13 protein-coding genes are annotated in these 14,930 nt (G+C 47.9%); all 13 read left to right on the top strand.

All coding sequences use genetic code 11. The features are described 5' to 3' along the window. Positions 1-21: 21 nt before the first annotated feature. A complete protein-coding gene (gene prfA / locus AC4HAJ_RS05810) occupies positions 22-1,101 on the top strand; it encodes a peptide chain release factor 1 (protein WP_491079219.1) in 1,080 nt (359 codons plus the stop codon). Then, on the top strand, positions 1,098-1,928 hold the full coding sequence (prmC, locus tag AC4HAJ_RS05805) for a peptide chain release factor N(5)-glutamine methyltransferase (protein WP_491079218.1): 831 nt from the start codon (positions 1,098-1,100) through the stop codon (positions 1,926-1,928). The genes prfA and prmC overlap by 4 nt, the downstream gene beginning before the upstream one ends. Beyond that, on the top strand, positions 1,921-2,520 hold the full coding sequence (locus tag AC4HAJ_RS05800; RefSeq protein WP_491079217.1) for an L-threonylcarbamoyladenylate synthase: 600 nt from the start codon (positions 1,921-1,923) through the stop codon (positions 2,518-2,520). Before prmC ends, AC4HAJ_RS05800 begins: the two co-directional genes overlap by 8 nt. A 79-nt stretch (positions 2,521-2,599) precedes the next feature. Beyond that, positions 2,600-3,850 (top strand): serine hydroxymethyltransferase, encoded by a 1,251-nt coding sequence (gene glyA, locus AC4HAJ_RS05795; RefSeq protein ID WP_491079216.1) that lies wholly within the window; start codon positions 2,600-2,602, stop codon positions 3,848-3,850. A 1-nt stretch (position 3,851) separates the two neighbouring features. After that, a complete protein-coding gene (locus AC4HAJ_RS05790) occupies positions 3,852-4,829 on the top strand; it encodes a nucleoid-associated protein (protein ID WP_491079215.1) in 978 nt (325 codons plus the stop codon). A 2-nt stretch (positions 4,830-4,831) separates the two neighbouring features. Next, positions 4,832-5,437 (top strand): lysozyme family protein, encoded by a 606-nt coding sequence (locus AC4HAJ_RS05785; protein WP_491079214.1) that lies wholly within the window; start codon positions 4,832-4,834, stop codon positions 5,435-5,437. Positions 5,438-5,441: 4 nt separating this feature from the next. Next, positions 5,442-7,175, top strand: coding sequence for an ABC transporter ATP-binding protein (locus tag AC4HAJ_RS05780; protein ID WP_491079213.1), 1,734 nt, complete (start codon positions 5,442-5,444; stop codon positions 7,173-7,175). Next, on the top strand, positions 7,172-8,896 hold the full coding sequence (locus AC4HAJ_RS05775) for an ABC transporter ATP-binding protein (protein ID WP_491079212.1): 1,725 nt from the start codon (positions 7,172-7,174) through the stop codon (positions 8,894-8,896). The genes AC4HAJ_RS05780 and AC4HAJ_RS05775 overlap by 4 nt, the downstream gene beginning before the upstream one ends. A gap of 11 nt (positions 8,897-8,907) precedes the next feature. Beyond that, complete coding sequence (gene gloA2 / locus AC4HAJ_RS05770) at positions 8,908-9,321, top strand: SMU1112c/YaeR family gloxylase I-like metalloprotein (protein WP_491079211.1); 414 nt, start codon at positions 8,908-8,910, stop codon at positions 9,319-9,321. 267 nt (positions 9,322-9,588) lie between these two features. Then, entirely contained in the window at positions 9,589-10,578 is a 990-nt protein-coding gene (gene dhaK, locus AC4HAJ_RS05765) for a dihydroxyacetone kinase subunit DhaK (protein WP_491079210.1), read from the top strand. Positions 10,579-10,588: 10 nt separating this feature from the next. After that, the gene (gene dhaL / locus AC4HAJ_RS05760) at positions 10,589-11,164 is read left to right on the top strand and encodes a dihydroxyacetone kinase subunit DhaL (RefSeq protein WP_491079209.1); all 576 of its coding nucleotides are present in this window, start codon (positions 10,589-10,591) and stop codon (positions 11,162-11,164) included. Between the two features lies 1 nt (position 11,165). Next, on the top strand, positions 11,166-11,540 hold the full coding sequence (dhaM, locus tag AC4HAJ_RS05755; protein WP_491079208.1) for a dihydroxyacetone kinase phosphoryl donor subunit DhaM: 375 nt from the start codon (positions 11,166-11,168) through the stop codon (positions 11,538-11,540). A 167-nt stretch (positions 11,541-11,707) separates the two neighbouring features. Next, positions 11,708-14,710, top strand: coding sequence for a type I restriction endonuclease subunit R (locus AC4HAJ_RS05750; protein ID WP_491079207.1), 3,003 nt, complete (start codon positions 11,708-11,710; stop codon positions 14,708-14,710). Positions 14,711-14,930: the final 220 nt, after the last annotated feature.

Below are 14,930 nucleotides of genomic sequence, written 5' to 3'. Positions count from 1 at the left end.
AAAGGATATAAAAAAATCTCTATGAATATCTACGATCAACTGCAATCGGTAGAAGACCGCTATGAAGAATTGGGTGAACTGCTCAGTGACCCAGATGTCGTTTCTGACACCAAGCGTTTCATGGAGCTGTCACGTGAAGAAGCCAGTACACGTGAAACCGTGACAGTTTACCGAGAATACAAACAGGTTTTACAAACGATCGACGACGCCGAAGACATGATTAAGGATGCCGGAGGTGACCCTGAACTCGAAGAGATGGCCAAGGAAGAACTCAAGGACGCCAAAGTCTCTAAGGAAGAGTACGAAGAGCGCCTGAAAATCTTGCTGCTGCCCAAAGATCCTAATGATGACAAGAATATTATCTTGGAAATCCGTGGTGCAGCTGGAGGTGACGAAGCTCAACTGTTTGCCGGTGACCTTCTGCAAATGTACCAAAAATATGCAGAAAACCAGGGCTGGCGCTTTGAGGTCATGGAAGCCTCTTACAACGGTGTCGGAGGGATCAAAGAGGTCGTCGCCATGGTATCGGGCCAATCCGTCTACTCCAAACTCAAATACGAATCCGGTGCCCACCGTGTGCAGCGGGTTCCAGTGACTGAGAGTCAAGGACGGGTTCATACCTCAACAGCAACCGTTTTGGTCATGCCAGAAGTAGAAGAAGTGGAGTACGATATTGATCCTAAAGACCTACGGGTAGATATCTACCACGCTTCCGGTGCCGGTGGACAAAACGTCAATAAGGTAGCGACAGCCGTCCGCATGGTCCACATCCCAACCGGTATCAAGGTCGAGATGCAAGAAGAGCGAACTCAGCAAAAGAATCGTGACAAGGCTATGAAAATCATCCGTGCACGGGTAGCTGATCACTTTGCCCAGATTGCTCAGGATGAGCAGGATGCCGAACGTAAGTCCACTATTGGGACCGGTGATCGTTCTGAGCGGATCCGCACCTATAATTTCCCGCAAAATCGAGTGACTGACCACCGCATCGGCCTCACCCTGCAAAAGCTGGACAGCATCCTGTCCGGAAAATTGGACGATGTCATCGATGCCTTGGTACTCTACGATCAAACCCAGAAACTAGAAGAGCTGAATAAATGACCTATGCCCAAGTCTTTGCAGCCTATGAGTCGGAACTGCTAGCAGCGCAGGAAGAACCAGAGAGCCTAACCTTTACGTTTAGACATCTCAAAGGGCTTAATATGACGGAATTTGTCTTGCTCTTACGCCAAAAAGTAAGCGAGGCGGATCAGGTTCTGATCGATCAGATTGCCAAGCGTCTGCTTGCCCATGAGCCTGCCCAATATATTATTGGCTATGAAACCTTTCACGACCTAAACTTCAAGGTAGATAAGCGGGTGCTGATACCCCGCCCTGAAACAGCTGAATTGGTTGATTTGGTTTTAGAGGAAAATGCAGGTAGGAGTCTGAGCTTGCTTGATCTTGGGACTGGCAGCGGTGCTATCGCTGTATCTTTAGCACACAGCCGTCCTGACTGGCAGGTGGCAGCTTCTGATATTTCTCGAGATGCTTTGACCTTGGCAGAAGAAAATGCGCACACTAATAAGGTTGCGATAAACTTTGTGCAATCCGATGTCTTTGACCAGATTGAGGGAGCTTTTGATATTATCGTCAGCAACCCGCCCTATATTGCCCAGGCTGATATGGATGAAGTGGGTCTCAATGTCAAGACTTCTGAGCCCCATCTAGCTCTTTTTGCCAAGGAGCAAGGACTGGCTATCTACCGCAGAATTGCTGACAAAGCCAAAGCCCATCTCAACCCTAAGGGTAAAATTTATCTCGAAATCGGCTATAAGCAAGGCCAGGCAGTCTCACAGATATTTAAAGCTGCCTTTCCAGATAAGCGGGTGAGAGTTTTACCCGACCAATTTGGTCAAGATAGAATGGTGGTGGTTGATAATGACTGATAAAGCAGCAGTTGCTAAAATTTTAGCTGCAGGAGGAGCAGTTGTCCTTCCGACTGAAACCGTTTATGGCCTTTTTGCCAAGGCCTTAGACCAGCAAGCCGTTGAGCGTGTCTATGAGTTAAAGCAACGTCCGATTGATAAGGCTATGAACCTCAATGTTGCTAGCTTGGAAGATATTTTAGCCTACAGTAAGGATCAGCCAGCCTATCTAGCTAAGCTCTACCAAGCCTTCCTGCCTGGTCCGCTAACCATTATCCTCAAGGCTAATGATAAGGTTCCAAGCTGGGTCAACTCGGGTCTGTCAACGGTCGGTTTTCGCCTCCCTAATCATCCTCTAACGCAGGAGCTCATTAGGGCCTACGGTCCCTTGATCGGCCCCTCCGCCAATCTGTCCGGTCGAGCGTCTGGCACGGTCTTCGAGGACATTGTCGAGCAGTTAGACCATCAGGTGATAGGAATAGCAGATGATCCAGCCATTCAAGGTTTGGATTCTACGATCTTAGACCTATCAGGCGATAGGGCGACCATTCTTCGCCAAGGGACCATCAGCAAGGAAGCCTTGCTGGAAGCGGTGCCCGAATTAAATTTTTAAAGGAGTAGGAGCTGATGGTGAAAACTTTAGTTTTATAGACACATCAGCTGTTCAGTCTACCAAAAAATGAGGTAATTTTATGATTTTTGATAAAGATGATTACAAGGCCTACGACCCAGAACTCTGGCAGGCTATTCAAGCAGAAGAAGTTCGACAGCAAAACAATATCGAATTGATCGCATCTGAAAATGTGGTCTCAAAAGCAGTCATGGCTGCCCAAGGTTCTGTTTTGACCAATAAATACGCCGAAGGCTACCCAGGAAAGCGTTATTACGGCGGTACTGACTGCGTTGATGTAGCTGAAAATCTTGCCATTGAGCGAGCCAAGGAACTCTTTGGGGCCAAGTTCGCTAATGTCCAGCCTCACTCAGGCAGCCAAGCTAATGCCGCAGCCTATATGGCTTTGATCCAACCCGGAGATACCGTCATGGGAATGGATCTCTCAGCTGGCGGCCACCTCACCCACGGCTCACCCGTCAGCTTTTCAGGTAAGACCTATCATTTTGTCTCTTACAATGTTAGACAAGACACAGAAGAGTTAGATTATCAGGATATTCGCCGTCAGGCGCTGGAGCACTCCCCTAAGCTCATCATGGCTGGAGCTTCAGCCTATTCACGGATTATTGATTTTGCTAAATTTCGTGAGATTGCAGACGAGGTTGGAGCTTACTTAGTTGTCGATATGGCTCATATCGCTGGCTTGGTCGCCTCTGGTCACCATCCCAATCCTGTCCCTTACGCTCATGTGGTCACCTCGACAACCCATAAAACCCTTCGTGGTCCCCGTGGTGGCTTGATCTTGACCAATGATGAAGAAATCGCTAAAAAGATTAACTCAGCTGTCTTTCCAGGACTCCAAGGAGGGCCTCTTGAGCATGTGATTGCAGCTAAAGCAGTTGCCTTTAAGGAAGCCTTGGATCCAGCTTTCAAGGACTACGGCGAGCAGGTTGTCAAAAACGCCAAAGCCATGGTAGACGTCTTTTCAGCCCATCCTAATTTCCGTGTCATCTCTGGTGGAACAGATAACCATGTCTTTTTGGTTGATGTGACCCAGGTCGTAGAAAACGGCAAGGTGGCTCAAGAAATTTTAGAGTCAGTCAACATTACCCTCAACAAAAATGCTATTCCTTATGAAAAACTCTCTCCCTTCAAAACATCTGGTATCCGCATTGGGACACCAGCCATCACCAGTCGTGGCATGGGAATCGCCGAGAGTACCAAGATTGCTGAATTGATGATTCAAGCCTTAGAAAATCACGATGATGCCGCAACCTTGGAACGTATTCGCCAAGATATCCAACTTTTGACCGATAGTTTCCCCCTTTATTAATATGCTAGATTTATACTTAAAAAAAATAATCATCCATCAGTTCAGCCCTGATGATACTGAGCTGCGCTTTGCTGATAAACCGCTGACGCTAACACCCCACTTAGATGAGTATTTCCGCAAAAAGCTAAGCAAGGTTTTTACCGCTGATGCCAAGCGAGGAAGCTTTGAGCCTGAAAATGACTTTATGGCTAACCTCGATACCGACTTTACAGACGCTGCCCGCACAGTCGCCCAGCTCTGGAAGGAGGAGTTCGTCTTCAGTGAAGACCAAAAGACCAATGACTTGGTCTTTATTCAGTTTGATAAGGAAGGCGTTGAGCACTTTGCCTTTTTGCGCTTAGTCTTAAAAGACAGCCTAGCTCATATCCAAGGAGATGCTGAACAACCCTTTAAACTGACGCAAAATAATTTACCTTCAGCAGCTCAGACACCAGATGAAGCCTTGGTCATCAACCGTCAGACCAAGGCCTATTACCTGATTGAAAAGCGCATCAAGCACAACGGCAGCTTTGCTAATTATTTTTCAGAAAATCTGCTCAAGGTTAGCCCCGATCAGTCGGTCAAAAAGTCTATCAATCTCCTGGAAAAAACGGCCAAAAAAGTGGCTGACAACTTTAATCAAGATGATTTTCAATTCCAATCCAAGGTCAAATCAGCAATTTTTCAAAACCTTGAAGAAGATCAAGAACTCTCTCCAGAGAAATTGGCCAACCAGCTCTTTGACGACAATCTAACAGCTCGCTTAACCTTTGTCGACGAGCTAAAAGACCATATGCCAGAGCCGGTGCCAGTGGCTGATGTTGACTATTCACGCCAGTCCAAAAAACTGGAAAATCAAAAACTTTCGCTTTCCAATGGGATTGAGCTCATTGTGCCTAACCAAGTCTATCAGGATGCCGACTCTGTCGAGTTCATCCAGAATGATGACGGTACCTACTCTATCCTCATCAAAAATATTCAGGACATTCAAAATAAATAACTATGTTTAAAAAAATCAGACGTATCATCTATATCATAATAGTGATCCTGCTGATTGCTAAAGGGATCAGCGTCTATCGAGCGGTCAAAAATGTCCTAGCCTACCGTCCTCTGGTCGAAGAGGTCTTAGACGAAGATGACAATACGACCAATGAAGATCTAGTCCTAGCAGTGATCTATACTGAGACCAAGGGACGCTCAAACGATGTCATGCAGTCCAGTGAAAGCTCGACTGGCCAAACAGATACCATCAGTGACAATCGCAAAAGCATCAAACAAGGAACCAAGGTCCTGGATCAAAATCTGCAAGAAGCCCAAGACCATCACACAGATAGCTGGACAGCCATCCAAGCCTATAATTTTGGACAGGCTTATATCCCCTATGTTGCAAAGCACGGTGGTAAAAATACGATCGAGCTTGCTAAGCGCTACTCGAGAGACGTTGTTGCGCCTAGCCTAGGTAATAGCAGTGGGGATACCTATCATTACTACAATATCGTCTCCATCCTTTATGGAGGCGGTAAGCTTTATGTGGATGGCGGCAATCACTATTATGCCAAACAGGTTCAATTCAACCTCTTTTTAATTCGATTGATCGATAAACTCTAAAATTATGAAATCACTATTAAAATATTTCAAGGGGTATGTGGCCAAAAGTGTCCTCGGTCCCCTTTTTAAATTGCTTGAAGCAGCCTTTGAATTGCTGGTTCCCTTGATCATCGCACAGATTGTCGATAAGGCTATCCCCCAAAAAGATACCACTTCCCTATGGCAGATGATCGGCCTCCTTCTTATCTTTGCGCTATTGGGCGTCAGTGTAGCTGTGAGTGCCCAATATTTCTCCTCCCTGGCAGCAGTGGGCTTTACCAAACAGCTGACAAAGGAGCTCTACCAAAAAATCATGCGCCTGCCCAAGGCGAGTCGAGACTACTTGACCACATCAAGCTTATTGACACGCTTAACCAGTGATACCTACCAGATACAGACAGGAATCAATATGTTTTTGCGCCTTTTTTTACGGGCTCCCATCATTGTCTTTGGATCTGTTATCATGGCCTGTACCATTGATCTAGGCCTATCTATCTGGTTTCTAATCCTAGTTGCTGCCCTGAGTCTCATGGTCTATCTCTTGGCTAGATTAGTAAATCCTATCTACCGCCTGATCCGCAAGCAGACTGACCAGCTAGTTAGCTTGACACGCCAGCAGTTAGAAGGGATGAGCGTTATCCGAGCCTTTGGCCAGGAAGATAGGCAAAAGTCCGAATTTTTAGACGCTAACCAAGCCTATACCAACTCTCAACTAAAAGCGAGTTGGCTGACTAGTTTAAACGCTCCCTTGACCTTTCTAATCGTCAATCTAACCCTAGTCATCCTCATCTGGCAGGGAAATCTCGCCATCGCAGACTCAAGCTTAAGTCAGGGAAGTCTGATTGCCTTGGTCAACTACCTGACAGGTATTCTCAATGAACTGCTCAAGCTAGCACTCATGATTACCAATCTCAACCAGAGCTTTATCAGTGCTGGTCGAGTACAGGAGGTCTTTGAGCAAGAGGAGGAAAATTTAGATGGTTTGCTTTGCGTAGAGAGCAGTGCTGAGAGGGACCAGCTCCTCTCTATTCAAGGGGTGAGCTTTACCTACCCGACAGCGGCCAAGCCTTCGCTAAAAGCGCTTGATCTAGAGCTCAATAAGGGACAAACGCTGGGGATTATCGGCGGGACAGGTGCTGGTAAATCCACCCTAGTCGAGCTGCTTTTAGGTCTCTATCACCCCCAAGAAGGCCAGCTTCATCTCTATCAAGAAGGCCAGTCCCCTGAAACCTTGAGACAATGGCGATCTTGGATCAGCCTAGTACCTCAGAAGGCCCAGCTGTTTACGGGAACAATCCGCTCCAATCTCATCTTGGGCCTAGAGCCTGAGCAAGTGACAGATGAGCGACTATGGTGGGCACTAGAGATCGCTCAAGCTAGCGATTTTGTTCAGGAAAAAGAAGGAGGGCTGGATAGTCCTGTGGCAGCTTTCGGCCGCAATTTCTCGGGCGGCCAGCGTCAGCGCCTGACAATCGCCCGTGCAGTATTGCAAGAGCGTCCCGTGCTGATCTTGGATGATTCCACTTCGGCACTCGACTATCTGACAGAGAGCCGTCTGCTTCGTGCCATCAAGCAGGAGCTCAACACCAGCCTGATCCTCATTTCTCAACGCACCAATAGTCTCAAATCGGCTGATAAAATTTTGGTACTGGATAAGGGGCAGCAAGTCGGCTTAGGTAGCCATAAAGAACTCTTAGGCACCTGTCCAATCTACCGAGACATCCATGGATCACAACATCAGAAAGGAGACCAAGTATGAAGGGGCACACGCTTCAACGCCTGATCAGAGACTTTATGCAGCAAAAAGGCTACCTAGCTCTAGCTCTGCTAGGGATCATCTGTCAGGTCGGCTTAACCATTTATCTGCCCGTTTTGATCGGTCGAGCAGTCGACGCTGTTTTGGTGCCCAATAATCATCAGCTCATCTGGCACATCTTAGCCCAGATGCTCCTTGTCATCGTCCTTAATACAATGGTCCAGTATCTCAATCCTCTGATTTACAATAAACTGGTTTACAGCTTTAGCCAGAGTCTGAGAGACCGTGTGATTACCAAGCTGCATCAGCTTCCTATGTCCTATCTTGGCCAGTCGGTAGGGGATTTAGTCAGTCGGGTCACGACAGATGTGGAACAGCTGACGAATGGCTTATTGATGGTCTTCAACCAATTTTTTGTCGGTCTTTTGACCATCGTAGTGACCCTGGTGACCATGGCTGATATCGATTGGATCATGATGGTTCTAGTCTTGCTCTTGACTCCCTTATCGCTCTTTTTATCACGCTTTATCGCTCGCAAATCCTTTAACTTTTTTCAGGATCAAACCAAGGCTAGAGGCAAGCAGACCCAGTTGATTGAAGAAAGTCTCAATCAGGAAAGTTTGATACAGAGCTTCAATGCGCAAGATCAGTTCATCGCTCAATTTCAAAGGACCAATGAGACCTATGCGGATTATTCTCAGAAGGCTATATTTTATTCGTCTTCGGTCAATCCTGCTACCCGTTTCGTCAATGCCTTGATCTATGCCCTCTTAGCAGCAGTAGGGGCCTTGCGGATCATGAACGGTGCCTTTTCTATCGGTCAGCTGACAACCTTTTTAAACTATGTTACCCAGTACACCAAGCCTTTTAATGATATTTCATCGGTCCTAGCCGAACTCCAAGGCGCTCTAGCTTGCGCCCAACGCCTCTATCAGGTCTTGGATCAAGATAGCCTAACAGAGACAGGTGATGAGATTTTAGACAAGGATCACGTCCAAGGCGCCTTTAGCTTTGAGCATGTCTCCTTTGGCTACACGCCCTATAGAAAGTTGATCAAGGATCTCACGGTTCAGATACCCGCTGCCAGCCGAGTCGCTATTGTCGGACCAACTGGAGCAGGAAAATCCACCCTGATCAATCTGCTCATGCGCTTTTATGAGGTTGATAGCGGTGATATAAAGCTCGACGGTGTTTCCATCAAGACCTATACCAGAGCCAGCCTGCGCCAGCAGATCGGTATGGTTCTCCAGGAGACTTGGCTCAAGGAAGCGACCATTCATGATAACATCGCCTTTGGTCATCCAGAAGCCAGTCGTGAGCAAGTCATAGCAGCTGCTAAAGCTGCCAATGCTGACTACTTTATCCGCCAGCTCCCTCACGGCTATGATACCTATCTCGCAGACGCAGGAAGCTCGCTGTCCCAAGGTCAGCGTCAGCTCCTGACCATCGCCCGTATCTTTATTTCTATTCCCAAAATCTTGATCTTGGACGAGGCTACCTCCTCCATCGATACACGCACCGAACAGTTAATTCAAGAGTCTTTTGAAAAGTTGATGACCGGACGCACCAGCTTTATTATCGCCCATCGCCTCTCTACCATCCAGACCGCTGACCTAATCCTAGTCATGGTTGATGGAGATATTGCTGAGCAAGGCACCCATGAAGAACTCATGCGCCAAAAAGGTGTCTACTATGACATGCAAACGGCTCAAAACCAAGCCTAAGGAGAAAAAATATGCAACTAAACGCTATTCATCACGTCGCTATCATCGTCTCGGATTATGAATTGTCCCGTGATTTTTATGTCAACAAACTAGGCTTTAAAATCATCCGAGAAAACCACCGTCCTGAGCGCCACGATTACAAGCTGGATCTCAAGTGCGGCGACATTGAGCTGGAGATCTTTGGGAATAAGACAAATGATCCCGCCTACCAAGCTCCCCCAAAGCGTGTCGGTCAGCCAGAGTACAAGTCGGAAGCAGCCGGTCTGCGCCACCTAGCCTTTCGTGTTCAAAACATTGAAGAAATTATAGCTGAACTCGAAGCTATGGGGATCACCTGCGAGCCCATCCGCCGTGACAGCTTCACCGGTGAGAAGATGACCTTCTTCAAGGATCCAGACGGTCTGCCACTCGAGCTCCACGAATGATCACCAAAAATAGCAGAAATATAATTATGTAAAATCATAAAATTTATACTGATTTTAATTTTTCGCTGCAGTAAACGACCTACTCAATAGAGCTTCCTAGCACTCGTCGAAGACAATTAGATAAAGAAAACGCTCCTAAACTCAGTTTTTAGAGCGTTTTTTCTTCTATGATGAAAGGAAAAGGGGTAAAGATCCAGTTATCCCTTTCTTTTTTGTAATCGCTTTACTATAATGACAGTATAAGAAAGAACAAAGGAGTTAGGAGTTATGAAAAAAATTATCAATCAACCTACCGACGTCGTCACTGAAATGCTAGATGGTATGGTCTTTGCCAATGGTGATCTCATTCACCGTGTGGATGGCTTTGACATCATCGCTCGCAATGCCCCCAAGACAGGTCATGTCGCTATTATTTCTGGCGGTGGCAGCGGGCATGAGCCCTCTCATGCAGGCTTTGTCGGAGAGGGCATGCTCTCAGCAGCTGTCTGCGGGCCCGTCTTTACCTCGCCGACACCCGATCAAGTCCTAGAAGCCATCAAAGAGGCTGATGAGGGAGCAGGTGTCTTCATGGTCATCAAGAACTACTCAGGAGATGTCATGAACTTTGAAATGGCACAAGAACTGGCTGAAATGGAAGGGATCCCTGTCTCCTATGTCGTCGTTGATGATGACATCGCTGTCGAAGACAGTCTCTATACCCAAGGACGCCGTGGTGTCGCTGGAACTGTCCTTGTCCATAAAATTCTAGGCCATGCAGCAAAAAGCGGCAAAAAGCTTGAGGAGATCAAAGAACTTGCTGACCGCTTGGTACCTAATATTCACACGATTGGCCTGGCCCTAAGCGGGGCAACAGTACCTGAAGTCGGTCAACCGGGCTTCGAGCTAGCAGATGACGAAATCGAATACGGCATAGGCATCCACGGAGAGCCGGGTTACAAGCGTGAACAGATGAAGCCATCTGCCGATCTAGCCAAAGAATTGGTAAGCAAACTGGCAGCCTCATTCCAACCAAAAGCAGGTGAAAAATACGCTGTCCTCATCAATGGTATGGGCGCAACACCCCTGATGGAACTTTATATCTTTGCCAATGACCTAGCTAAACTTCTGGCAGAAGAAAAGATAACAGTCGCTTATAAAAAATTAGGCAATCTGATGACCTCTATCGACATGGCAGGCTTGTCCCTGACCTTACTGCGTCTAGAAGACGAGACCTGGCTGGATGCCCTAGAAGCACCTGTGACAACTATTGCCTGGTAAGGAGACAGATATGAATACAGAACAAGCGATTAGATGGATGTCATTGTTCAATGACAAGATTCAAGCCAATAAAGATTACCTATCCCAGCTAGATACACCAATCGGTGATGGTGATCACGGAGGCAATATGGCAAGAGGTATGGCGGCAGTCATGGAAAATCTAGAGAGCCAAGCCCTAGCCAGCCCAGCAGATGTCTTTAAAGTCGTCTCCATGCAGCTACTCAGCAAGGTCGGTGGTGCTTCAGGCCCCCTTTACGGCTCAGCCTTTATGGGCTTTACCAAATCCTTTCAGACTAGTGACTCCGTGGCCGATGCTGTTGCAGCAGGATTGGACATGATCCAAAAGCGTGGGAAAGCAGCAGTTGGTGAAAAAACCATGGTTGACATTTGGACAAAGGTCTTAGAAGACTTGCGTGCCAACCAGCTCACACTGGATAAGATCCACCAGTATGTAGAGGCTTCTGCCGACATCAGAGCAACCAAGGGACGTGCCTCCTATCTGGGTGAGCGTTCCCTTGGCCATATCGATCCCGGTACTTGCTCATCTGGCTACCTTTTTGAAGCTTTGATGGAAGTAGGTGACTAGTATGGCACAAGCAGGAGTGGTTATCGTCTCCCATTCAAAACATATCGCCCAAGGCCTTCTTGATCTCATCGATGAAGTCGCCAGCTATGTCGCAATCACTGCTATCGGAGGCACAGAGGACGGCGGTATCGGTACCAGCTTTGACCAAGTCCAAAAGGTCATCAGCAGCAACCCTAAAGACGAACTCTTTGCCTTTTTTGATCTTGGCAGTGCCAAGATGAACCTCGAGATGGTCGCTGATTTTTCAGAAAAAACCATTCATATCGCCCCTGTCCCTATCGTCGAAGGGGCTTACACAGCCGCAGCCCTCTTACAGGCTGGCGCAGATACAGACAGTATCTTAGAGCAGCTAGCCGACCTACAGATTAAAAAGTAATCTTACACAAGCTGGTAAAACGTCATATACAAAAACGCTTCAAATCCTAGTGATTGGAGCGTTTTTAGCTGCTTCTTTTAACCTTTATATCCCTTATGATTTATGACTTCCTTAACCTTCCCTATGCTATAATGATAAGGTTAGTACAATGTTAGAAAGTGATACCCATGGCAATAAAAGTGACAAATGAACTGGTGATTGAGGAGCAGCTGATTGAGCGATTGATTACAGGTGAGAGCCAATGGAGCCTGCGTGAGGACCTGCGCACAGAAGAAGACCTCTGGGATAATTTCTTTGCCAAGCTGGAGCAAAATAATACAGCTGCTCTCAACGGCCATCCCCTGACCGATCAGGAAAAGGAGCAAATCAAGGGACAGCTGGATTTTACCAGCTATTACGAGGCAGCCAAATGGCTGGTCGGTGAAAATGGGATTGCCAAGGTCGATCTCCAGCGTGAGGACGCCGCTTTAGACAATGCCCGCCTCTCGGTTATCTGGCGTGACAATGTCGCAGGCGGCAGATCGTCCTACGAAGTTGTCCATCAAGTCGTCCGCAATCGCTCAAACGAGCTTGAGCGTGACCGCAGAACAGACGTCAGTCTGCTGATCAACGGCCTCCCGCTCATCCATATCGAGCTCAAGAGTGCCAGTCATTCGACAGATGAAGCCTTCAACCAGATCCAGAAATACGACCGTGAAGGAAAATTCCGTGGCATTTTTTCAAGCATCCAAATGTTTGTCATCTCCAATAAAACCCATACCCGCTATATTGCAGCCGCCAAGGCTGACAAGCTCAATCGGAAATTTCTCACCAAGTGGGTGGACGACAAAAATCAGCCGGTCGAAGACCTCTTTGCTTTCACAAAGGAAGTCCTCTCGATTCCCCGTGCCCACCAGATGGTCATGCAGTATTCGGTCATCGATGATGATAAGAAGGCCTTGATCTTACTGCGCCCCTACCAGATCCATGCCATCGAGGCGGTTCAGGAAGCCAGCAAGAAGCAGGAGTCCGGCTATGTCTGGCATACCACAGGTTCTGGAAAGACCCTGACCTCTTACAAGGTAGCCCGCAACCTCCTGCAGATCCCTTCCATCAAAAAGACCATCTTTGTGGTGGATCGCCGTGACCTAGATCAGCAGACGACTTCTAGCTTTCTGTCCTATGCCGCCAATGATGTCATTGATATTGACGAGACCGACAGCACCCACGATCTGGTCAAGCGCCTGATCGGCAATGACAAGCGTGTGGTGGTGACCACCATCCAGAAGCTCTCCACCCTTATGCGCAAGATTGAGGAAGGCCGCTACAGCAAGGATGCCCAGAAAATCAAGCAGCTCAAGGTCGCTTTCGTGGTCGATGAGTGCCATCGGGCGGTCACACCTCAAGCCCATCAGGCCATCTCACGCTTCTTTGTCCATGCCCTCTGGTACGGCTTCACAGGGACACCTATCTTTGGCGAAAATAAACGCCAGCAGTTGGGCAATCTAGCGCAAACAACCGAAGAACTCTACGGCCGCAAGCTCCACGAGTATACGGTCAAGGAGGCCATTCACGATGGCGCCGTCCTAGGCTTCAAAGTCGACTACAAAAGCACCTTGCTCCTTGATGAAGGGGCTGATGAAAAGGCTATCCCAGACCAAGCCTATGAAAACGAAGAGCACATGCTGCAGGTCCTCGATACCATCATCAACCACTCCAAGGGGCCGCTCGGTTTTAAAAACGGGGTCGGCAAGACCTACAATGCTATCCTGACCGTTAAGTCTATCCCCATGGCGCAGAAGTACTACGACCTTATCCAGCGGATCAAAAAGGGAGAAACGACCCTCAAGATTAGCGAGTCCATCAAGCGTGTCCTTCCAGACTTTCCCAAGGTCGCCATCACCTACTCAGTCACTGAAAATGAAGAGGACTCCCACTCAAATCAGGAGAAGATGCAAGCATCCTTGAGCGATTACAATAAAGAGTTTGGCAGCCACTTCACCATGGCCGACCTGCGCAGCTACAATACCGACGTCAACAACCGCCTCGCCCGCAAGAAGGACAAGTACCTCTTTCGAGCCGAGCAGCTGGATCTGGTCATCGTGGTCAATCGTCTCCTGACTGGCTTTGATGCGCCCTGCCTGTCCACCCTCTTTATCGACCGCAAGCCCATGCAGCCTCAGGATCTGATTCAGGCTTTTAGCCGGACCAATCGGATCTTTGATAAGAATAAACGCCACGGTCAGATCATCACCTTTCAGGCACCAAATAGCTTTAAAGCAGCCGTCGATAATGCCCTCCAGCTCTACTCAAACGGCGGTCAGACCAGCGTCCTAGCCCCAGACTGGGAGGAAGAAAAGGCTAATTTTGACGTCAAGCTGGCAGCCTTTCGCCAGCTAACGACTGACGAGCCCAGTCTAGGGATCTATCCAGAGCAAGCCACTACCCAAGAGCTCAAAGTCTTTGCCAAGGCCTTTCAGGAGTTTGATAAGTGTCTCGCCTCCCTCCAAGTCTACCAAGAGTATAATGAGGCAGAGATCTATGCTGAGTATGGCCTCAGCACAGACCAGCTAGAGACCTATATGGGCGTCTATCAAAATGTCCTAGCTGAGCTCAAGCATCGGCGTGAAGAAGAGGTGGAAGAAGAGGAGCCGATCAACTATCTCTACGAGATCGAGTCTGTCCATGTCGATGAGATCAACTACGAGTATATCCTCTCCCTCATCCAAGCCCTGATCCCGCAGGAAGGCCAAGAAGCAGCTGACCTCTCAAACAAGGACTTAGCCGCTATCGATGACTATATCGCCAATCTCGCCAAAACCAACAGCAGCCTGGCTAAGGTCATGTTCACCCTCTGGCATCAGATCAAGAGGGATCCCCAAAGCTACCGTGGGCAATCCCTGAGTGCTGTCTTAGATGAGATGGTCGCAGAGGTCATCCAAGGCCATGTCACAGATTTAGCCAAGAAATGGTATATCGGCGAGGACGAACTCAGCTACCTCGTCAGCCACTACCAAAAAGGCCGTAAAAAACAAGAAGGCGAAAGCCAGCTAGCAGCCAGCCAACGCTACCAAGACTACAAAGCCCAAGTCGCAGAACCCCTCAACCCCCTCCTCTACAAAAAGAACATCAAAAGGGACTACACCAACCTCATCGAAAACATCATAGAACCGTTGAGGTTGAGGAGGTAAACTCAAGATACAGAGCCGTTAAGCGATGCAAAGCAAAATAGGAACCATGACGAAGACATCTTGTGTCTAGGAAATGGTTATCTTTTTGCACAGCATCGTAGGCGAGTTCAGTTCAGATATATTGATTTTAGGAAGGTGACGCCGTGTGCTGGCACACAAGGAAGCTTATCTAAATCCCGAGCTTTTAGCCCGTGTTCAATTAGTAAGATACAAAGAGATA

This window comes from Streptococcus sp. ALY_211 (assembly GCF_058314555.1).
Note: the sequence above shows the minus strand (reverse complement) of the source record. Positions and strands in the feature narration are given on the sequence as shown.

Coding starts and splice junctions, on each gene's coding strand:
- AC4HAJ_RS05790 (WP_491079215.1), top strand. CDS start 3,852: ATGCTAGATTTATACTTAAAAAAAATAATCATCCATCAGTTCAGCCCT.
- AC4HAJ_RS05750 (WP_491079207.1), top strand. CDS start 11,708: ATGGCAATAAAAGTGACAAATGAACTGGTGATTGAGGAGCAGCTGATT.
- AC4HAJ_RS05780 (WP_491079213.1), top strand. CDS start 5,442: ATGAAATCACTATTAAAATATTTCAAGGGGTATGTGGCCAAAAGTGTC.
- dhaL (WP_491079209.1), top strand. CDS start 10,589: ATGAATACAGAACAAGCGATTAGATGGATGTCATTGTTCAATGACAAG.
- glyA (WP_491079216.1), top strand. CDS start 2,600: ATGATTTTTGATAAAGATGATTACAAGGCCTACGACCCAGAACTCTGG.
- AC4HAJ_RS05785 (WP_491079214.1), top strand. CDS start 4,832: ATGTTTAAAAAAATCAGACGTATCATCTATATCATAATAGTGATCCTG.
- AC4HAJ_RS05775 (WP_491079212.1), top strand. CDS start 7,172: ATGAAGGGGCACACGCTTCAACGCCTGATCAGAGACTTTATGCAGCAA.
- AC4HAJ_RS05800 (WP_491079217.1), top strand. CDS start 1,921: ATGACTGATAAAGCAGCAGTTGCTAAAATTTTAGCTGCAGGAGGAGCA.
- dhaK (WP_491079210.1), top strand. CDS start 9,589: ATGAAAAAAATTATCAATCAACCTACCGACGTCGTCACTGAAATGCTA.
- prmC (WP_491079218.1), top strand. CDS start 1,098: ATGACCTATGCCCAAGTCTTTGCAGCCTATGAGTCGGAACTGCTAGCA.
- prfA (WP_491079219.1), top strand. CDS start 22: ATGAATATCTACGATCAACTGCAATCGGTAGAAGACCGCTATGAAGAA.
- gloA2 (WP_491079211.1), top strand. CDS start 8,908: ATGCAACTAAACGCTATTCATCACGTCGCTATCATCGTCTCGGATTAT.
- dhaM (WP_491079208.1), top strand. CDS start 11,166: ATGGCACAAGCAGGAGTGGTTATCGTCTCCCATTCAAAACATATCGCC.